A 17,442-nucleotide genomic window follows, 5' to 3' on the forward strand; every position below is an offset into this window, starting at 1 on the left:
GAACTCGTTCTTTCGGTCGCTCACAGAGCGACCAGGTCACTTCGTGAAGTTCGGTGGCGGCGGGCCGGCGTACCCCCAGGTGTCGCCCTTCCACTCCTCGCCCCAGAACCTCGCCTCCAGCGGGCCCTCCATCTCCTCCTCGACCTGCTCGAGTTCGGCGTAGTACTCGATGAACACCCCTGCCGGGTCGGCGTAGTAGGTGAAGATGTTGCGGCCGGGCCCGTGACGCCCGGGACCCCACACGCAGGCCGTTCCCTCGCGGGTGAGCGCGCCGAGGGCCGTCATGACGCTGTCCATCTCGACGACGTCGAACGCGATGTGCTGAACGCCGGTGCGCTCGGAGTCGCAGACGGCGAGGCTGTGGTGATCGCGGTTGCAGCGCATGAACGACATGCCGCGCGCGGTCCGGTCACTCACCTTCAGCCCGAGCGCCGCGTAGAAGCGCTCCAGCACTGCTCGCTGAGGGGAGTTGAGGACTACGTGCCCGAGCTTGCGGGGCGCGACGATCCGCGCCCGGTGGCTCTCCTCGGTGAACTCCGCCCCGTACAGCAACTGCACCACGTTGCCGTCCGGGTCGCGGACGGCCGCACCGGCCTGGTGGCCGGGTCCGACGGCCTCCCCGGGCTCACGCTCCACCTGGCCGCCCGCGGCCACGGCCGCCTCGACGGCCCCGTCGAGGTCGGCACGGGTCGCGACGTCGAAGGAGATGTGCACGAGTTCGCCTCGTTCTGCCCCGGCGGGCGCCTGTTCGAGGGAGAGGCCGTGGTGCGCGGACGTCAGCGTGCGGAAGTACCGGCGCCGGGAGTCGCCGTCGCCATTGACGAGGGCCAAGCCCCAGCGATCGACGTAGAAGTCCTCCGTCCGGTCGAGGTCGGGCACCGCTAGGGCGATGTTGTTGAGGGTTTGCACACGGACCATGGGAAGCCTCCGGTTCTGGCTCTGCGGAAAGGCGCACGGCGGGGGCCGGGAGACCTTCCTTCACAGGCGGCCCCGGGGACTCGAGGGCCGCCTCTGGACCACGTCAGTGATTGCGGACGAAGTCGGCCACGAGCCGGTTGAACTCGTCGGCGTGCTCGAGCTGGGCCCAGTGGCCGCAGCGGTTGATGATGTGTGCCCGCGAGTCGGGGATGCCGGCCGCCAGGAGGAGCGCGGTCTCGAAGGAGACGACCCGGTCGTCGCGGCCGTGGATCAGCAGCGCCGGCGCCGAGATCTCCGGGAGCCGATGGGGGTCGGCCCAGATCGTGATCGGCGCCTTGGGCCCGTGCTTGGCGACGTTCGCGAGATGCTCCGGGCGCTTGGCCACGGCGGCCGAGCGCTGCTCGGACAGCTCGGGGGTGGCGAACCGCTCCTTGTCGTAGACCATGATCTCGACCAGCCGCATCATCTGCTCGGGGCTGTGGTCGGCGTAGCTCCTGGCCATGACCTTGAGCCCCTCGGTCGGGCCGCCGCCGGCACCGAAAAGGATGGGCTTCATCTGGATCGGGGCGCCCATGGTGATCAGGTGGGACACGCGCTCGGGCCGCTCGATCGCCATCCGCAGCGACGCATGGCCGCCCATCGAGTTGCCGACGAAGGCTGCCTTGTCGATGCCGAGCGCGTCGAGGAGCTCGCAGATCACCTCGACGTGGTCGTAGGTCGCGAAGTCGGCCTCGTCGGACTGGCCCCAGCCCGGGAGGTCGGGGGCGATCACCCGGAAGCCGGCCGCGGCGATGGGCTCGATGTTCGGGTTGTAGTTGCTCCAGCCGGTGGCGCCGGGACCGCCGCCATGGAGCAGGAGGACGGGGTGGCCGTCGGCCGGGCCGGCCTCGTTGTAGTGGATGTTCCAGCTCTTGGTCCGGACGTCCTTGGCGACGTCCGCTTCGGTGAGAGCCATCAGCGGGCACCTTCCGGGGGCATGTTGGTGAAGGGGGCTTGGCCGAGCAGGCCGTGAACCATCTCCGGCGGACGGTGGCCCCAGCTGCTGAGCTTGCCGAGGGTCTCGACCTGCCAGGTCTCGTCGTCGATGAGCAGCCCGCCCCAGCCGTACTCGACGGAGAAGCCGGAGGGGGTACGGACGTAGAAGCTGAACATGCGGTCGTTCGGATGCATCCCGAGCGTCATCTCGAACGGCTGCTTGGCGTCCATGCACCGGTCGTAGGCCATGCCCACGTCGCGGATGTCGCCGACCTCGACCATGAAGTGGTGCATCTTCTTCGGGTGCGGCATGTTGCCGAAGGCCACGGAGTGGTGGCGCGGGTTGCAGTGCAGGAAGACGACGTCGGCGACGATCCCGGGAGCGACCTCTTCGACGATGAAGTCGCTGATCCTGAAGCCGAGGATGTCCATGTAGAAGGCGAGGTACTCCTCGCGGCTGACGCCCTTGGACACCAGCACCTCGTGGCCCGCGCCGCCGGAACCGGTGACGAACTTGCCGAGCAGGGCGTCCGATTGGAAAGGAGTCTCGGCGTCGGCGAAGCCGGTGACCAGCTCGAGCCGGTTGCCGATGGGGTCGGCGGTGATCACGATGCGGTCGACCTGTCGGGCGGCGGCGAGGGCGGAGCCGCCCTCGGTGACCTCGACGCCGGCGCCGCGGAGTTTCTCCACGATCCGGTCGAGCGAGCTGCCGCTCTCCACCACGTAGCCGGTGGCGGCCAGGTCGTCAGCCGGACCCTCGGTGCAGAGCCAGCGATACGCCTTCTCGTCGGTGCGGAAGCTGATCGAGCCGGCGTCCTTGTGGCCGACCTGCATTCCCAGCAGGCCCGCGGCGAAGTGCTCCCAGTCGGCGAGGTCGCTGACCTCGAACACGACGTACGCGAGCTCCTTGACTCCAGACATCTGTTCCTTCTCTCGGGTGTGGGGGTCAGAACGCCGGAACCGCGAGCCCGGCCTTGTCGGACGCGGCGACGAACTTGTCCGGTCGCAGGGCGATCGCCTGGACGCCGTAGCGGGCGAACCAGCCGAGAAGCACCTCTTCGAGATCGACCAGCTCGTCGGGCCCCTGGGTGTAGGCGGTCTTCGGCCGGATGGTGAGGTAGCGGGCGCCCAGCGCGTCCCACTCCGCCTTCTCCTCGGCGCTGAGCAGCGTCCGGGGGTCGGTGTCGGCGCCCAGGAGGACGAAGCCGTCACCGAGGAGCTCGTCGAGCCGCCTCATCAGGCCCACCGTGTCGCCGACCACCGGCTGCGGGATCATCCGTCCGACGATGGAGGCGTCCTCCACCTCGCCGCGCAGCCAGCCCCCGGCGTCGAGGACGGGCGGCGCCATCATCGGTTCCTCGTAGGGCGTCACGGTGTTCTCCGGCACCGCGTTCATCGCCTCGAGTTCCTCGGGTGAGACCTGCTGCTTGATCACGCGGCCGAACTGGACGGCGATCTGCGTGAAGAACTCGACGTTGGGGCGGCGTTCGGCCTCGTAGGTGTCGAGCATCGCCACGTCCATCTCCCCGCGCAGGACCCGGGTGAGCTTCCAGGCGAGGTTGTGGGCGTCGCGCATGCCGGACTGCATCCCTGCGCCGGCCCACGGCGGCATCAGGTGGGCGGCGTCGCCGGCCAGGAAGACCCGGTCCAGGCGCCAGGTCTCGGCCGCGCGGACGTGGTGGCGGTAGAACGCGTGCTGGTGGATCTCCACGTCGTCGGGCGTCATCCCCATCGCGGCGAGCAGCGGCCAGACCTGCTCCGGGGTCTGGAAGTCGGCCTCGGTCTCGCCAGGCCTCAGCGGGATCTCCCAGCGGTGGTTGCCCGCGGACAGCGCGATGTCGACGACCGGCCGCTCCTTGTCGCTCCAGAAGGTGAGGAGGTCGCGGTCCGGCCACCAGCGCTTGACGCGGCAGTCGATCACGATCCACAGCTGCGGGTCGGTGTCGCCCAGCATCGGAATGCCCAGCAGTTTCCGGGTCAGGCTGGAGCCGCCGTCCGCGGCGAGCGCGTAACGGGCCCGGGTGGTGGTCTCCGCGCCGGTCGCGCCATCACGAGCGGTGACCGTGACGCCGGTGTCGTCCTGTTCGACGCCGATCACCTCGGCGCCGTAGCGGACCTCGATGCCGCCGGCCTCCTCCGCGCAGCGGCGCAGCTCGGCCTCCATCGTCGGCTGGTAGATGCTGAAGAAGCGCGGCTTGGTGTTGCGCGTTCCGAGCGCCGACGGCGGTTGCTTGGCACGGAGGATCTCCTGGCCGTCGTAGGTCTTCCAGCGCAGCTGGTCCTGCGGCTCGATGACCTTCTCGATCCGCTCGTCGATGCCGAGGTCCTGGAAGATCCGCATCGTCCAGTCGTTGATCGTGACGGCTCGGGCGCGGGCGTAGACGTCGTGGTCCCGCTCGAAGGCGATCACGGACGCTCCCTTGGTGGCGAACGACAGTGCGCCGACCAGGCCGGTCGGACCGTAACCGATGATCGCGACGTCGGCGTCGAAGTGTTCAGGCATGCGGTGCTCCTCCAAGAGTTCGACCGAGCGGTCGATTTCTTGGTGAGGAGTGTCACGTCCGCAGAAGGTTTCGGTCAACCTCCGGATCGGAGTTTCTGGTTTGCAGAATTCCCTTGGCAAGCGGGCCCGTATGTGGCTTGTCCGCCCTGCCAGGCGACGTGTTCCGCCGCCGTATGCTTCAGGGGTGGAGAGGCAGCGGGTCAGCAACCGGCGGGGGAAGCGCTCACGCGAGGACATCCTTGAAGCGGCCTCACGCATCATGGGGAAGCGGGGCTACGCAGCCACACCGCTCTCCGTCGTCAGCAGCGAGATCGGGCTGGCGAAGAGTGTGATCTTCCACCACTTCCACACCAAGGGCGGCCTGCTCTCGGCGGTGATGGAGCGCGGCATGAACGACTTCTTCAGGGCCATGAGCGCCGCGCACGCCGACCCGCCCGTCGGCGGCACCCCCCAGGAACGGCTGAGCTGGTTCCTCGGCCGGGCGGCCGGAGTGCTGACCGAACGGGAGGAGTTCCTCCGCCTGCACATGTTCCTGATCCTCAGCGAGGACAACGACGAGGCCGACGCCGAGGCCGAGGTGAAGGAGACGATCGACAAGGTGCGCCGCGAGGGCAGGCGCCACATGAATCACATGATCCGGGAGTCCTTCCACGAGGAGGGCCCGGAGATCGCCGGTGCGGTCGCCGACAGACTCGAGTACATCGGCATGGCCGGGATCGACGGCACGTTCCTCGCGGTTCAGGCTGACGAGGGCCGCTCGATGGCCGATGACATGGAACTGTTGGCCGAGACCATCGCACTGATGGGAGAGCGGCTCGCGGCGAGGCTGCGGTCCGCTGCGCCGACTCCAGCGGCGCCGACATACAAGTGACCAAGGCTTGGAACTCGACAACACGGCCCGAACGACCCCGCAGGCCGCAGTCGCCCACCTGCGTGTTCATCGATTCCTCGAGGTAGCGGACCGGACCGCGCCACCCCTCGGGGTCGGCCGCCGCGGCGCGGGCGCCGACCGCCTGGTCGACATCGTCGAATCGGACGCTGCACGACCCCGACGCCTGGCACTGCCTCAGCGCCTTCCTCGATGCGCCAGGCGCTGCGGGCATTGCACCCGACATTGACGCCGCTCGTCTTGGGCCTGCGGTCGGTTTCAGCGTCGGGTCCAGCCGTCCACCGGCCCGCACCAATGTCTCAGGCCAGACGAGCCTCGAGGCGCAGTACCCGGCCAACGAACTCGCCAAGGGCTTCACCGGCACAAACCAGATCGATTCCAGCTCGCGGCTCTGCATGGCTGGCGCGTAGCCGGGGCCGCTGCGGGAATTGAAGCAGCTGCTACACCGGCTCTACCTGCAGGGCGGGGCGCCGACGCTGGATGAGATCCGTGCCGCGGCCCAGGCGCACGGCACCGCGGCGGTGGCGGGCTGGCCGGGACGGGATTCATCCGCCGCATCATCGCCTCGGCGAACGTCCCGCCCTCGCGACCCGGCACCGTCGCCGCTCGTGGCGGCACTGGCCGCCGGCTTCGACGCCGCACACCGCGCCCGCGAGCTGTGGGTGCAGGCGAACTCATGGACACCGCCGGGCACCGCGCTGCAGGAGATCTCGGACCAAGCCGGGATTCACGTCGGATATGTCCGTGCGCTAGCCCGATGTTCGCTCGGCTGCGGCTCGTGCGCCGGGTGACGCCATCGGTCATCGTCGTGCTCCTGGCTTCACGCCCCGGCTCGAGCCCAGCCGCGGCCCGGGCGAGGGTCCACCGCTCGGCGTTCGATGTCCGGGACGGGGCCCCCGGCATTTTCACGGCTCGACCGGATGGGCCGGCAGGCCGCGATAAGGGAGCGGCTCGCTGTAGACGAGGTTGGTGGTGGTGCTGCCGAGTTCCAGCAGCTCGTCCACGACCTCCTCGAGGTGCCCCATGGAGGTCGCGGCGATCTTCAGCACGTAGCAGTCCTCGCCGGTGGTCCGCAGGCATTCGAGGATCTCCTCGCGCTCCTGGAGGAGGTGGTGCAGCGGGGTGTGCCGGTTACCTGGGTATTTCAGGCGTACGACGGCCAACACCGGCAGCCCGGCCTTGGCCATGTCGACGCGGGCGTGGTAGCCGGTGATGACGCCTGCCGACTCCATCCGCCTGACCCGCTCGGTGGTGGCCGACGCGCTGAGGCTGACCCGCTTTCCCAGCTCGGTGAGGGAGATCCGGCCGTCGCGCTGCAGCTCGGTGAGGATCGCCCAGTCGGTCGCGTCGAGATTCTCGGTCACCGGGCCAAAATACCGTCAGATCCACGGCCAGACCCCAGCTACGCAGGGCTGGCTCCCTTCAGATAGGCCCGATCCGCTGGATAGCCTGACCCCGTGAAACTTGGAGTCAACGTTCCGAACTTCGGGCCCGGCACTGATCCGGAGAGGCTGCGCGGCTGGGCTCAGACCGTTGAGGGGCTCGGCTTCGACCTGCTGATGGTCTCCGACCACGTTGCGGTCACGCCCGATGTCGCCGAGCAGTACCCGGCCCCCTTCTACGAGCCCTTCACCACGCTGTCGTGGCTCGCGGGCGTCACTCACCGGGTACGGCTGGGGACGACGGTGCTGGTCGTGCCGTACCGGCATCCGCTGCTGGTCGCCCGCATGGCCGCCAACCTCGACCGGCTCAGCGGCGGACGGCTGGTCCTCGGCGTAGGCGTCGGCTGGGCGCGGCAGGAGTTCGAGGCGCTCGGCGTCCCCTTCGAACGCCGCGGCAGCCTCACCGACGAGTACCTCCAGGTCCTCAGGTCCGCCTGGAACGACGCCGACGACTACCGGAGCGGCCAGATCCCCCTCTGGGTGGGCGGCAGCAGCGACGCCGCGCTCCGCCGCGCCGTGCTCCTCGGCGACGCCTGGCACCCGCTCCGCTTCACCATGTCCTGGCTCGACGAGGCGGTGGAACGGCTCAGGACGACCGCCGCAGCCGAAGGCCGCCCGACCCCCGCCCTGGCTCCCCGCATCGTGCTGCGTCTCACCGCCGAGCCCCTCACCGAACGCCGCGCGGGCGAGGGGACGATCGACCAGGTGATGGCCGACCTGGAACATCTGCGCCGGCTGGGCGCCGAGAGCGTCCTGCTCGACCCTTACCTTGGCGACCCGGACGAGACCTACCGCCCCGAGACCGCGTGGCAGGCCCTCGCCACCGTGGCCGCCCACCAGAAGGAGCACCCATGACACCCGACGACGAACGCCTGCTGCGCAGGGCCATCGACCTCGCCGCCGAGTCCCGCGCCGCCGGTCACGCCCCCTACGGATCGCTGCTGGCAGGTCCCGATGGCGCCATCCTCATCGAGGAGCACAACACGGTGCGCGCCGACCGGGACATCAGCGCCCACCCCGAGATGAAGTTGGCCCGCTGGGCGGCTCGCGAGCTCGATCCGGCCACCGCCGCGACCATCACGATGTTCACCAGCTGCCAGCCCTGCGGCATGTGCACCGGCGCGATCGACCGCTCGGGCCTGGGCCGGGTCGTTTACGCCCTCTCCGCCGAGCAGCACGCCGAGCTCAACCCGAAGGGCGGATTTCCCCGCGTCTCCCAGGATGGGCCCGCCCTCTTCGACGAGGCCCGAGTCCCGATCGACGGCTACTACACCTGACACAGCCCTGGATGGCGTGGCGGTGGAATGGACGCGGGGCGACATGCGGGCCTTCGATCTGGGCCGCACAATCGACTTCGTGTTCATCACAGCCGCTCCTGCCAGTTCGCACCCGGCGCGGTGAACGGCTCGTCCTGCGCGGCGCCGAGGCGGACCGCGACCGGGTGGGCGACCATGGCGTCCAGCAGGGCGGCTCAGTCCTTTCGCAGTGCCGCGAAGAAGGCGCGCAGGTCGGCGGTCACCGCGTCGGGGACCTCCAGCGAGGCGAAGTGGCCGCCGGTGGGGAACTCGCTCCAGTGCACGATGTTGGTGTTGTCGCGCTCGGCGAGCGAGCGGATGGTCTGGAAATCGTCGGCGAAGACCGCGACGCCGGTCGGCGCGGTGTTGACGGCCGGTTCGGCGCCGGAGTGCGCCTCGGCGTAGTGGTAGCGGCCCGCCGTGGCCTGGGTGTTGGTGAGCCAGTACAGGGTGACCTGAGTGAGGATCTGGTCGCGGGTCACCAGGCTCGTGCCGTTGCCGAAGGAGTTGAACAGCTCGCTCCAGGCCAGCTGGCCGACCGGCGAGTCCGCGATGCCGACCGCGACGGTCTGCGGCCGGGAGGCGTTGATCGCGTTGTAGCCGCCGACCGACTGGAACCACTGCATGTGCTCCAGCGCCGCGTACTCCTTGGGCCCGAAGCCGGCGAACTCCTCCGGGTCGCCCGAGGGGAAGGAGAACAGCTGCAGCACGTGCATGCCGAGATATCCGGGCGGGTCGAGCAGCCCGAGCTCCCTGGAGACCATGGCGCCGCCGTCGCTGCCGTGCGAGCCGTAGCTCTCGTAGCCGAGCCGGCGCATGAGGGCGTCGAAGGTGCGGGCGGCCCGCGCCATCGTCCAGTCCCCGCCGGACAGCGGGGTGCTGAAGCCGAAACCGGGGATCGAGGGGACGACCACGGAGAACGCGTCCTCGGCCCGTCCGCCGTGCGCGACGGGGTCGGTGAGCGGGCCGATCATGTCGAGGAAGTCCACGAACGAGCCGGGGTAGGTGTGGACGAGCAGCAGGGGGGTGGCGTCCGGCTCAGCGGAGGGCACGTGGACGAAGTGGACGGTCTGGCCGTCGATGTCGGTGAGGTAGTGAGGGAACTCGTTCATCCGCGCCTCCTGCTCCCGCCAGTCGAAGCCGTCGCGCCAGTAGTCGACGGTCTCGCGGAGGTAGCCGTTGGGCGTGCCGAGGTCCCAGTTGTCGACGGCGGCGGGACGGGGCAGCCGGGTGTTGGCCAGCCGCAGGGCGAGGTCGTCGAGTTCGGCTTGCGGGATCTCTACGCGGAAGGGGCGGATCTCGGTGGAAGCGGTCTTCGTCGTCGTCATGCCCTCACGGTAGGACCCATATAGGAAGATCTGCTTCCTAATGGTGCGGCATCATGCAGATCATGCTGGAAACTTCGGCGAGACTGCTCGCCCTGCTCTCGCTGCTGCAGTCGCGACCGTCCTGGCCGGGCTCTGAACTGGCCGAACGCCTCGGCGTGAGCGGCCGCACCATCCGTACCGACATCGCGCGGCTGCGTGAGCTCGGCTATCCCGTGGACGCCACCCGCGGCACGATCGGCTCCTACCGGCTCGGCGCCGGAGCGAAGCTGCCGCCGCTGCTGCTGGACGACGAGGAGGCCGTCGCCATCGCGATCGGGTTGCGCGCCGCGACCGGCATCAGCGGCATCCAGGACAGCAGCGCCCGTGCCCTGGCCAAGCTGGAGCAGGTGCTGCCGCACCGGCTGCGCCGCCAGGTGGCGGCGATCCACCAGTCCACCTCGCAGGGGCCGCACAACACCGGGTCCAACGTCGAGGACCCCGAGGTCGACGCGGCGGTCCTGGCCCAGATCGCGGAGGCCGTCCGCGACCGCGAACGGTTCCGCTTCGAGTACAACCCAGGGCCCGACGACCGGCCGGGCGAACTGCCCTCGGGCACGGCGGCGACGTCCGGGCCCAAGCTCGTGGAGCCCTACCGGCTCGTCAGTTGGGCGCGCCGCTGGTACCTGGTCGGCCGTGATCCGCGGACCGGCGCCTGGGCGGCGTTCCGGGTCGACTGGATCACCCCCCGCATGCCCACCCGCCACGTGTTCACCCCGACCCCGCTGCCCGGACTCGACTACACCGGCTTCGTCCTACGCGACGTCGCCTCGACGGGCTGGAAGGTGCACGCCCGGATCACCGTGTTCGCCTCCGCGCAGGAAGTGCTGTCGCGCATCAACGCCACCGTCGGCGTCGTCGAGTCGGTCAGCGACGAGCGGTGCGTCCTGGTGACGGGAGCCGACAGCCTGGAGACCATCGCGGTCTACATCGGCATGCTCGGACTCGACTTCGAGGTCACGGGCCCGCCCGGGCTCATCGACCATCTCGCGGTCCTGGGCGAACGCTACCTGCGCGCGATCAGCCGGATGGGCAAGGGCCACGCCAAGCCCGCCGACAACGACCTCCAGATGCCGAATGCCAGCCCATCCGGACCCCGGCTGAACTCAACGACCTGCGATCCATCCGGCGAAGACCCGTCGTCACGGGCGTGATCAACGGATAGAGCCGCCTCGGCCACCGCGCGGTGGCCGGCGATGTCGGCCATGGACGAGAGCACGGGACTGGGCGCGGCTGATGCGCGGCACCGCGTCCATCGCCAGCACCGTGATCGGCCGGGCCGCGAGTGCGTCGACCAGGTCGGGGTCGAGGGCCGGCGCGAGGGTGGAGACCAGTGCGGCGCCGTCCTTCGGCTTGCCCAGCTCGCCCGGTGACGGGCCGTTGACCCGGAAGACGATGTCGGCGCTCCACGCCTCCTCGCCCGTGCCGATCCGCGCCCCGGCCTGCACGTACGACTCATCGGCGAAGGCGGCGAGCGTCCCGGCCCCCGTCCCCGAGGCGTGTCAGCTGCTCGACGGTCGCCGGGGTCGCGGCGCCGCGCGTCTCCCCTGCGGGCTCGCAAGGGACTCCAATGCGCATGGGGGTTGCCTTCATTTACGAGGCGCCCGCGAGCCGAGCGGGGTGTGGCGATCGGCTCGCAGGCGCCGGTGGGATTCCGGACCGGCGGCACGCCGTCCGACCTGCGTGTCACGAAGCAGTCGCCGTTGCCCCGGCCTTCGTGAGGTGCCGGGCGAGGTAGTTGTTCCAGGTGTGGCGGAAGCTCTCCGCGAGCCGGGACCGCGGGGCGAACAGGTCGAAGGCGTGGTAGGCGCCGGGGTAGAGGTGCAGCTCGACGTCGACGCCGTGGGCGCGCAGGCGCGCGGCGTAGTCGAGGCTCTCGTCGCGGAAGACGTCGAGCTCACCGACGCCGATGAAGGTCGGGGGCAGGCCGGCGAGGTCACTCGCCCGGGCGGCGGCGTCGTAGGGCGTGACGTCCTCGGTGCCGGCGCGGTCGCCGAGGATCGCCTGCCAGGCCAGGAGGTTGGTCGCCCGGTCCCAGATGCCGATGCCGGTGATCCCCCGGCTCGAGTCGGTCGTGTTGCGGTCGTCGAGCATCGGGTACTGCAGCAGCTGGAACAGGGGGGTCACGGCGCCGCGGTCACGGATCAGAAGCGCGGTCGCGGCGGCGATGCCTCCGCCGCCGCTCTGGCCGGCCAGGCCGATCCGGGTGGGGTCGAGGCCGAGATCGGCGGCGTTGTCGCCGATCCACCGGTAGGCGGTGTACCCGTCCTCGGCGGCGCCCGGCGCGGGGGTCTCCGGGGCCAGGCGGTAGTCGACGGCGACGACGGCGCAGCCGAGCGCCGCGGACAACTGCTTGAGCCAGGGTGCGTCCTGGGCTGCGAAACCGAGCACCTGCCCGCCGCCGTGGAACCACACGAGGACCGGCAGCGGTTCGGGCGCGTTCTGCGGACGCAGCAGGAGGAGCGGGACGTCGGGGGCGTCGGCGCGCGGCACCTGGATCTCGTCGGTGGTGACGGTGGGCTCATTGGGGATGGTGGCGGCGATGGTCTCGGCGAGCGCGCGGACGGCCCGGCGTGTGGCGGGGACGTCGGTCAGGTCGAAGACGCCGTTGGGGCCGATCGGCATGGCCTCGAGGGCTGCGGCCAGTTCGCCGTCGATCGCGGGACCGGAGCGGGGCATGGTTCTTCCTTACTGGAGACGGGGGCCGCGTCAGGGACACGGGAGGGGGCTCAGCTCGTGGTGGTCGCCGGTTCGTGAAAGTAGTGGCCTTGGCCGAGGTCGTCGAGCAGGCCGGGCTGGACGGGCTTCCAGCCGAGCAGCTCCCGGGTCAGCGTGCTCGAGGACGGGTTGTCGGCCGCGGCGTGGCCGCTGAGGAAACCGAAATGGGCGTCGGCCTCGGCCGGCGCGATGCCGGCCACGGGCAGGTTCAGCCGGTGGCCGATGGCCTCGGTGATCTCCCGGAAGGGGACGCCTTCGTCGTCGACGGCGTGCAGCCGTGATCCGGCCGGCGCGGACTCCAGCGCCAGCCGGTACAGGCGTGCCGCGTCGAGCGTGTGCACCGCGGGCCAGCGGTTGGCCCCGTCGCCGACGTAGGCCGCGACGCCCTTGGACCGGGCGAGGGAGATCAGGGTCGGGATGAAGCCGTTGTGGTCGAGCGTGCTGTGCACGGTCGGAGGAAGCCGGACGACGGACGAGCGGACGCCTCGCCGGGCGAGTGCGACGACCGCGTTCTCGGCGTCGATGCGCGGCCCCGCGTCGAGCGCGTCGGCTTCGGTGGCGGCGTCTTCCAGCCCCGCGAAGGCGAGCAGCATGGTTCCCGATGTGGCCACCAGAGGCTTGCCGGTGCCGGCGAGCGCGTCCCCGAGCGCCTCGACGGCGCGCAGATCGGCCGCGACCGCGCTGCCGAAGTCGCCGGCGAACATGGCGTCGGTTGAAGGCCAGGTGGACGACACCGTCGGCCGCGGCGGCGGCCGCGGCGAGGCCCTCCAGATCGTCGAGGTCGCCTCGGTGCACCTCGGCACCGGCGGCCGTCAACGCGGCGGCGGACTTGTCCGAGCGGGCCAGGCCGATGACCTGGTGTCCCGCGTCGAGAAGTTCGGGAACGACGGCGGAGCCGACGTGCCCGGAGGCTCCGGTGACGAATACGCGCATGGTGTGCGCCTTCCTGCTGGAGGCTCCCCACGGGGCGGGAAGCCTGATGTCAGTTCGTGTCATCACCATAGCGCCCATGTCAGTCTCTGTCATCACCATGACGTCAGGTTCTGTCATCGCGGGTAGGATCGGCAGCATGGGCCGATGGAAACCCGACGCACGAGGCCGCCTGGAGAAGGCGGCGCTGGAGCTCTACAACCACCAGGGCTTCGACGCCACCACCGTCGCGGAGATCGCCACCCGCGCCGGGGTCACCGAACGGACCTTCTACCGGCACTTCGCCGACAAACGGGAAGTCCTCTTCCCGGCCGGCAACCCGATCGCCGACGTCCTCGCGGACGCCGCAGCCGCCGCTCCCCTCCCGCTCCCGCCGCTGGAGGTGATCGCCCACGCCTTGACCGAAGCCGCTCCCGTCTTCGAGGAACGCGGAGACCTGGTACGGCAACGCCAGTCCGTCATCGCCGCCAACCCCGAACTCCAGGAACGCGAACTGGCCAAACTCGCCGTACTCGCCTCCACGCTCGCCCACGCGCTGCGCGAACGCGGTCTGGAGACGACCACCGCGGCACTCGCCGCGGAAATCGGGATCGCCACGTTCAAGGTCGCCTACGAACGCTGGGTCAACGACCCCGACCGGCGCCCCCTCGCCCAGCACCTCCAGGAAACCCTGCACACCGCCAGGCGCCTGACCTCACCCGCCGAACATGTCGCCGCGAGCGACGACGTGGACTCCAAAGTCCAGGAGGGTGCGGCATGAATGCGGTGGGCACCCTGAGCGCGGGGCCCGCGGGGTGCCGCAGCCCGGCCCACCGCCGTCGGCGGCACTCGACGCGCTGACCTGCGGCCCGACTGCTCAACGTCCCTGGAGGCGGGCCCGCACGTCGCGATCGGTCAGGACGTTGCGGCGGTCAGTTCGGCGAGCACCTCCGATGCCGTGACCGGGTCGAGGTCGCCGAAGGGATGTTCGGCGACCGGCCTCGGCCCGGAGTCATTAGGGCCGTGCTCGTCCAGCCAGATCTCCGCCAGGTACGCCTCGGACTCCTCGATGGACATCGAGGGGTTGAGGCTGATGTTGATGGAGCGGCCGCCGGGGACCACCCGGTAGAGGGCGTGCTGGAGTCCCGCGTCCATGGGGGCGGTACGCCGCCAGCCGTGCCGCTCCAGCTTGCGCACGTCGCCGCTCTGCTTCTGGAAACGCTCCAGCCGGGACGCGGCGCGCTCGGCGTCGGTCAGGGTGTACACCTTGCGGTCCAGTTGCGGGAACGGCTGCAGGATCTCGTATTCGGAGAACAGTGCCGACCACGCCTCCAGCGACCCGCCGCCCAGCTCCACGGGGTGCGGGATGCCGACCACCGCCGACTCCGGCACCGTCAGCACGTCGTCGGCGGCGTCGGCGAACGTGCCGTCCTCGGCGACGCGGAACGCGGTCGCCTTGCCGCCGCCCTCCGCCACGCCGTCCTCGGCGGTCCACACCAGCCGCCGCACGAGGTGGCCGACCAGGGGATGCTCGACGAACAGCCGCCGGAACTCACCGACCGGCCAGCGGCGCCGGGTGAGCATCGACTTCTCCAGGCGGTGGATCTGGTCGGCGGCCACCGTCCGCACGTCCTTCTTCAGGGCGGCGAACCGCTTGTAGCCGGCGGGCGCCAGCTCGGGGTCGTCCTTGGCGCCCGGTTTGGGCAGGGCCTTGCGGACGGCGCCGTCCTCGTCCCGCACGAACGGCCGCAGGTTCTCGTCGAACCCGACGTGGAAGCGGCGCCGCCCGTAGTCCAGGACGAGCCCGCCCCCCGCGTCCAGGCCGAAGTCGGGGACCAGCCGGTCGGCGAGCTGATCGGAGGTCAGCCCCAGCCCGTCGGCGACCTTCTCGATCTTCTCCTGGGCGCGCTTCTTGAGGGCGGTGAACTTCACCCGCTGCGAGATGCCGTGCAGGTGCATCAGCGCCACGTCCGTGCCGATCGCCGCCAGGATCTCCAGCCCCGCCACGGCCTTGTGGTGAGCGCTCTGCCCCGGCCAGGCTCGGATCAGCGGGGTGAGCCTGCGGACGGTCTCGTCGTCGCCGAGCAGGCCCAGCTGCGTCAGCGCCCAGCCGTCCTTGGACGGCGCCCCGCTCTGCTCCCACAGCTGGAACAGCGCCCACCCGAACTCGGCGAGCGACTCGGGGTCGCACAGCTCCCGGACGACCCCTATGCCCGCGTACACCTCGTCGGGCTCGGACATGGCCAGCATCGTCAGCACGTGCGGGACGGCGCCGGCCGGGAGCGCGTCATCCCTGCCGCGCAACCGGATCTGCGGCAGCAGGCGCGGATCCGCCCACGTGCCGACGGACGGCATCCGGGCCGGCAGGCGCTCCAGCTCGTCCACCACCGCCAGCTCGTCCGCCACCAGCGCCTTGACGGCCCCGGCGGCCTCATCGCCGTGTGCCCGCGCCGCCGCCTCGACGAGTTCCTCGGCCGGATGCTCGCGGGCCAGCAGCCGCAGCGCGCCCTCGGCGTGCCGCCGCCGCACGCCGGGACGGCCCACCGCGTCCGGGACCAGCAGCGGCACCGCGTCCAGGCCATGCCGGTCGAACCAGGCCAGCGCGGCCTCCCGGTGGCCCTTGCGGTGGCCCTTGCTCTGCTGGTGCAGGTATTCGGCCATCAGCCGGGCCACGCCGGCATCCAGGAACGGCATCAGCACATCGGCGTGCGCGGCCGGATCGTCCTTGGTCGCCGCCATCGCGCCGGGCAGTCCCTCGATCTCGAACCGCGCCGCCACCTGCCGTGCACAGTTCATCGCGATGGCTCCCTGGGGTTCCCGCAAGGGCGGCAGCGACCGGGCCCTGTCCTCGGAGCAATGGATGATCATGCTCGGCAGCGCGTTGTACGGGACGTACCCCTTGGCGACCGCATCGTCGGCGAGCTCGTCCCAGCTCATCCCTTCCGGCTTGCCGTCCCGCCGCTCGGGCCGCGCCCAGCGGTCCCGCTCGCCGGGCGCCCAGCGCATCACGGGCCCGGGCGGGGTGAGCCTTGCCACCACGACCGGCTTGGCGGGACGCGTCCACGGCGGGTCGACCAGGAGCGGCGGCAGCGCGTCCGGCGGGGCGTCCGGCAGCGCGTCGCCGCCGTCGAGCAGCGGGCTGATGATCGCGCGCGCCTCGGGTGCCAGGCCGGGCAGCGCCACGGCCACCAGGTCCCGGTTGGCCTGGACGTGCTCGGCGAGCAGCGCGGCGAGCTGCGGCGAACCGGACGCGGCCGGTGCCAGCAGCCGCAGCGCCCGGACGGGGAAGCGCCGCATCGCGTCGAGAAGTGCAGGCCGCACGATCTTGCGGCCGGTGTGGTCCGCCAGGTCGGCACGGTCCATCAGGCCCTGGAACGCCGCGTCGCTCGGCAGAACCGACAGCATCTCCGGGACGCTCTTGCGGACGATGTCCACGCTCGGGTCGAGGTCGAGCGCCTGGAGGAGCAGCGGCGCGCCGGCCTCCCCCACCCCGTCCAGCATGGTGATCAGGAGTTCCCGGTTCCAGCTCCACAGCAGCCATCGGCTGCCCTGAAGCAGCCCCACGGCCAGATCGACGTGCCGCGGCGACCCCAGCGACGCGAGCAGCATCCTCCAGGTACCCGGGTCGCTGCCCAGGTCCGGCGGTGCCGCCAAGCACTCCTCCACCCAGTCGTGCCGGTCGGGTACCAGAAAGGAGACCGCCACCCGCTGCGCCGGTGTACGGCGATGCTCCGCCAGACGGTCCACCGCCTCCCGGTACTCCTCGTCCGAAGCGGCGGCCAGGAGGCCGCGCAGCCGCGCACCGGTGCGCGTCAGCTTGGTCGAACCGACCGTGCGGCTGCGGCCTTCCATGCTGTCCTCGACGGCGCAGATCCCGTGGTCGCCCCAGCGAAGCCCGCCGAGCTCGGCGAACGCGCAGGCGGCGAAGACCAGCCCGTGCTCGCCCACCCATGCGTCCGCCAGCGGCTTGGCGATCGGGTCCCCGAGCTGATAGCCGCCCGTGGACTCGGTCAGCAGAGCGGCGACCACGGCCGCCCCGCGGAGGGTCGCACCACCGGAGACGTGGTCGCGCGCCGCCTCCGCCATCTCCGCGCTGACACCGGCCCGCTCGGCGAGCGGCTTCGACGCCTCCATCTGGTCGAACCGCTCCCGTAGGTCCGCGCTCGCGGAGCGGTCGATCTTGATCCGGGGACCCGGCCGCCCACCGCGTCGCGGATACAGCGAGCGCCGCCACGAATCCGGGAACTCCAGGGTGCTCTCGTCCGATGCGATGCTCAGGTGGGTCGCCATGGCTCCTCGCCGTTGGGGGATACGGGAGGCTAGCGTAGAGGCCACCCCTGACAGGCGTCCTGGAACCAGCACCCTCGCCCGCTCGCACAGCATCTCCCATGACGACCTCTGAGATGATCATCGTGTGCCACTGCCGGCC

General features: G+C 70.9%; 14 protein-coding genes and 2 pseudogenes. 5 read left to right on the plus strand and 11 right to left on the minus strand.

Annotated elements, in window-relative coordinates:
- Positions 1-36: 36 nt before the first annotated feature.
- The 4 genes from J4557_RS40440 to J4557_RS40455 all read right to left on the minus strand — a co-directional run bounded on the left by J4557_RS40440 (position 37) and on the right by J4557_RS40455 (position 4,396).
- Complete coding sequence (locus J4557_RS40440; protein ID WP_208272123.1) at positions 37-918, minus strand: VOC family protein; 882 nt, start codon at positions 916-918, stop codon at positions 37-39.
- A 103-nt stretch (positions 919-1,021) separates the two neighbouring features.
- The gene (locus tag J4557_RS40445; RefSeq protein ID WP_208272124.1) at positions 1,022-1,873 is read right to left on the minus strand and encodes an alpha/beta fold hydrolase; all 852 of its coding nucleotides are present in this window, start codon (positions 1,871-1,873) and stop codon (positions 1,022-1,024) included.
- Positions 1,873-2,814, minus strand: a complete 942-nt coding sequence (locus tag J4557_RS40450; RefSeq protein ID WP_208272125.1) for a VOC family protein — start codon at positions 2,812-2,814, stop codon at positions 1,873-1,875. Before J4557_RS40450 ends, J4557_RS40445 begins: the two co-directional genes overlap by 1 nt.
- Positions 2,815-2,839: 25 nt before the next feature.
- A complete protein-coding gene (locus J4557_RS40455) occupies positions 2,840-4,396 on the minus strand; it encodes a bifunctional 3-(3-hydroxy-phenyl)propionate/3-hydroxycinnamic acid hydroxylase (protein WP_208272126.1) in 1,557 nt (518 codons plus the stop codon).
- A gap of 184 nt (positions 4,397-4,580) precedes the next feature.
- Between J4557_RS40455 and J4557_RS40460 the strand changes: the two genes are divergently transcribed.
- Entirely contained in the window at positions 4,581-5,267 is a 687-nt protein-coding gene (locus J4557_RS40460) for a TetR/AcrR family transcriptional regulator (protein WP_208272127.1), read from the plus strand.
- A gap of 923 nt (positions 5,268-6,190) precedes the next feature.
- Here J4557_RS40460 and J4557_RS40465 read toward each other — a convergent pair.
- Complete coding sequence (locus J4557_RS40465) at positions 6,191-6,649, minus strand: Lrp/AsnC family transcriptional regulator (protein WP_208272128.1); 459 nt, start codon at positions 6,647-6,649, stop codon at positions 6,191-6,193.
- A gap of 93 nt (positions 6,650-6,742) precedes the next feature.
- Between J4557_RS40465 and J4557_RS40470 the strand changes: the two genes are divergently transcribed.
- Both J4557_RS40470 and J4557_RS40475 read left to right on the plus strand, forming a co-directional pair.
- Positions 6,743-7,582, plus strand: a complete 840-nt coding sequence (locus J4557_RS40470; protein ID WP_208272129.1) for an LLM class flavin-dependent oxidoreductase — start codon at positions 6,743-6,745, stop codon at positions 7,580-7,582.
- Positions 7,579-8,004, plus strand: a complete 426-nt coding sequence (locus J4557_RS40475; protein WP_208272130.1) for a nucleoside deaminase — start codon at positions 7,579-7,581, stop codon at positions 8,002-8,004. The genes J4557_RS40470 and J4557_RS40475 overlap by 4 nt, the downstream gene beginning before the upstream one ends.
- 194 nt (positions 8,005-8,198) lie before the next feature.
- Here J4557_RS40475 and J4557_RS40480 read toward each other — a convergent pair whose 3' ends face one another.
- Positions 8,199-9,350 (minus strand): epoxide hydrolase family protein, encoded by a 1,152-nt coding sequence (locus tag J4557_RS40480; RefSeq protein ID WP_208272131.1) that lies wholly within the window; start codon positions 9,348-9,350, stop codon positions 8,199-8,201.
- 62 nt (positions 9,351-9,412) lie between these two features.
- Between J4557_RS40480 and J4557_RS40485 the strand changes: the two genes are divergently transcribed.
- Positions 9,413-10,540: a helix-turn-helix transcriptional regulator gene (locus J4557_RS40485; protein ID WP_208272132.1), complete on the plus strand. Its 1,128-nt coding sequence runs from the start codon at positions 9,413-9,415 to the stop codon at positions 10,538-10,540.
- On the opposite strand, the pseudogene J4557_RS40490 reads toward J4557_RS40485, so the two are convergent.
- The 4 genes and pseudogenes from J4557_RS40490 to J4557_RS51945 form a co-directional block, all read right to left on the minus strand.
- Positions 10,541-10,864 (minus strand): annotated as a pseudogene (locus tag J4557_RS40490) (hypothetical protein); the annotation flags it as partial.
- Between the two features lie 208 nt (positions 10,865-11,072).
- On the minus strand, positions 11,073-12,065 hold the full coding sequence (locus J4557_RS40495) for an alpha/beta hydrolase (RefSeq protein ID WP_208272133.1): 993 nt from the start codon (positions 12,063-12,065) through the stop codon (positions 11,073-11,075).
- A 50-nt stretch (positions 12,066-12,115) separates the two neighbouring features.
- Positions 12,116-12,808 (minus strand): Rossmann-fold NAD(P)-binding domain-containing protein, encoded by a 693-nt coding sequence (locus tag J4557_RS40500; RefSeq protein ID WP_243777138.1) that lies wholly within the window; start codon positions 12,806-12,808, stop codon positions 12,116-12,118.
- 37 nt (positions 12,809-12,845) lie between these two features.
- Positions 12,846-13,175, minus strand: a pseudogene (locus J4557_RS51945) (NAD(P)H-binding protein); the annotation flags it as partial.
- Between J4557_RS51945 and J4557_RS40505 the strand changes: the two are divergent.
- Entirely contained in the window at positions 13,174-13,794 is a 621-nt protein-coding gene (locus tag J4557_RS40505) for a TetR family transcriptional regulator (RefSeq protein ID WP_208272134.1), read from the plus strand. The pseudogene J4557_RS51945 and the gene J4557_RS40505 sit on opposite strands and share 2 nt — an antisense overlap.
- Positions 13,795-13,928: 134 nt before the next feature.
- Here the strand turns inward: J4557_RS40505 and J4557_RS40510 are convergent, their stop codons facing one another.
- Positions 13,929-17,303 carry a DUF4132 domain-containing protein gene (locus J4557_RS40510; protein ID WP_208272135.1) on the minus strand — a complete coding sequence of 1,125 codons (3,375 nt, stop codon included), beginning with the start codon at positions 17,301-17,303 and terminating at the stop codon, positions 13,929-13,931.
- Between the last annotated feature and the right edge of the window lie 139 nt (positions 17,304-17,442).

It is taken from the genome of Actinomadura nitritigenes (genome assembly GCF_017573545.1).
In the GTDB taxonomy this organism is placed as follows: domain Bacteria; phylum Actinomycetota; class Actinomycetes; order Streptosporangiales; family Streptosporangiaceae; genus Spirillospora; species Spirillospora nitritigenes.

Coding starts and splice junctions, on each gene's coding strand:
- J4557_RS40500 (WP_243777138.1), bottom strand. CDS start 12,808: ATGTTCGCCGGCGACTTCGGCAGCGCGGTCGCGGCCGATCTGCGCGCC.
- J4557_RS40440 (WP_208272123.1), bottom strand. CDS start 918: ATGGTCCGTGTGCAAACCCTCAACAACATCGCCCTAGCGGTGCCCGAC.
- J4557_RS40510 (WP_208272135.1), bottom strand. CDS start 17,303: ATGGCGACCCACCTGAGCATCGCATCGGACGAGAGCACCCTGGAGTTC.
- J4557_RS40450 (WP_208272125.1), bottom strand. CDS start 2,814: ATGTCTGGAGTCAAGGAGCTCGCGTACGTCGTGTTCGAGGTCAGCGAC.
- J4557_RS40445 (WP_208272124.1), bottom strand. CDS start 1,873: ATGGCTCTCACCGAAGCGGACGTCGCCAAGGACGTCCGGACCAAGAGC.
- J4557_RS40495 (WP_208272133.1), bottom strand. CDS start 12,065: ATGCCCCGCTCCGGTCCCGCGATCGACGGCGAACTGGCCGCAGCCCTC.
- J4557_RS40455 (WP_208272126.1), bottom strand. CDS start 4,396: ATGCCTGAACACTTCGACGCCGACGTCGCGATCATCGGTTACGGTCCG.
- J4557_RS40505 (WP_208272134.1), top strand. CDS start 13,174: ATGGGCCGATGGAAACCCGACGCACGAGGCCGCCTGGAGAAGGCGGCG.
- J4557_RS40480 (WP_208272131.1), bottom strand. CDS start 9,350: ATGACGACGACGAAGACCGCTTCCACCGAGATCCGCCCCTTCCGCGTA.
- J4557_RS40475 (WP_208272130.1), top strand. CDS start 7,579: ATGACACCCGACGACGAACGCCTGCTGCGCAGGGCCATCGACCTCGCC.
- J4557_RS40485 (WP_208272132.1), top strand. CDS start 9,413: ATGCTGGAAACTTCGGCGAGACTGCTCGCCCTGCTCTCGCTGCTGCAG.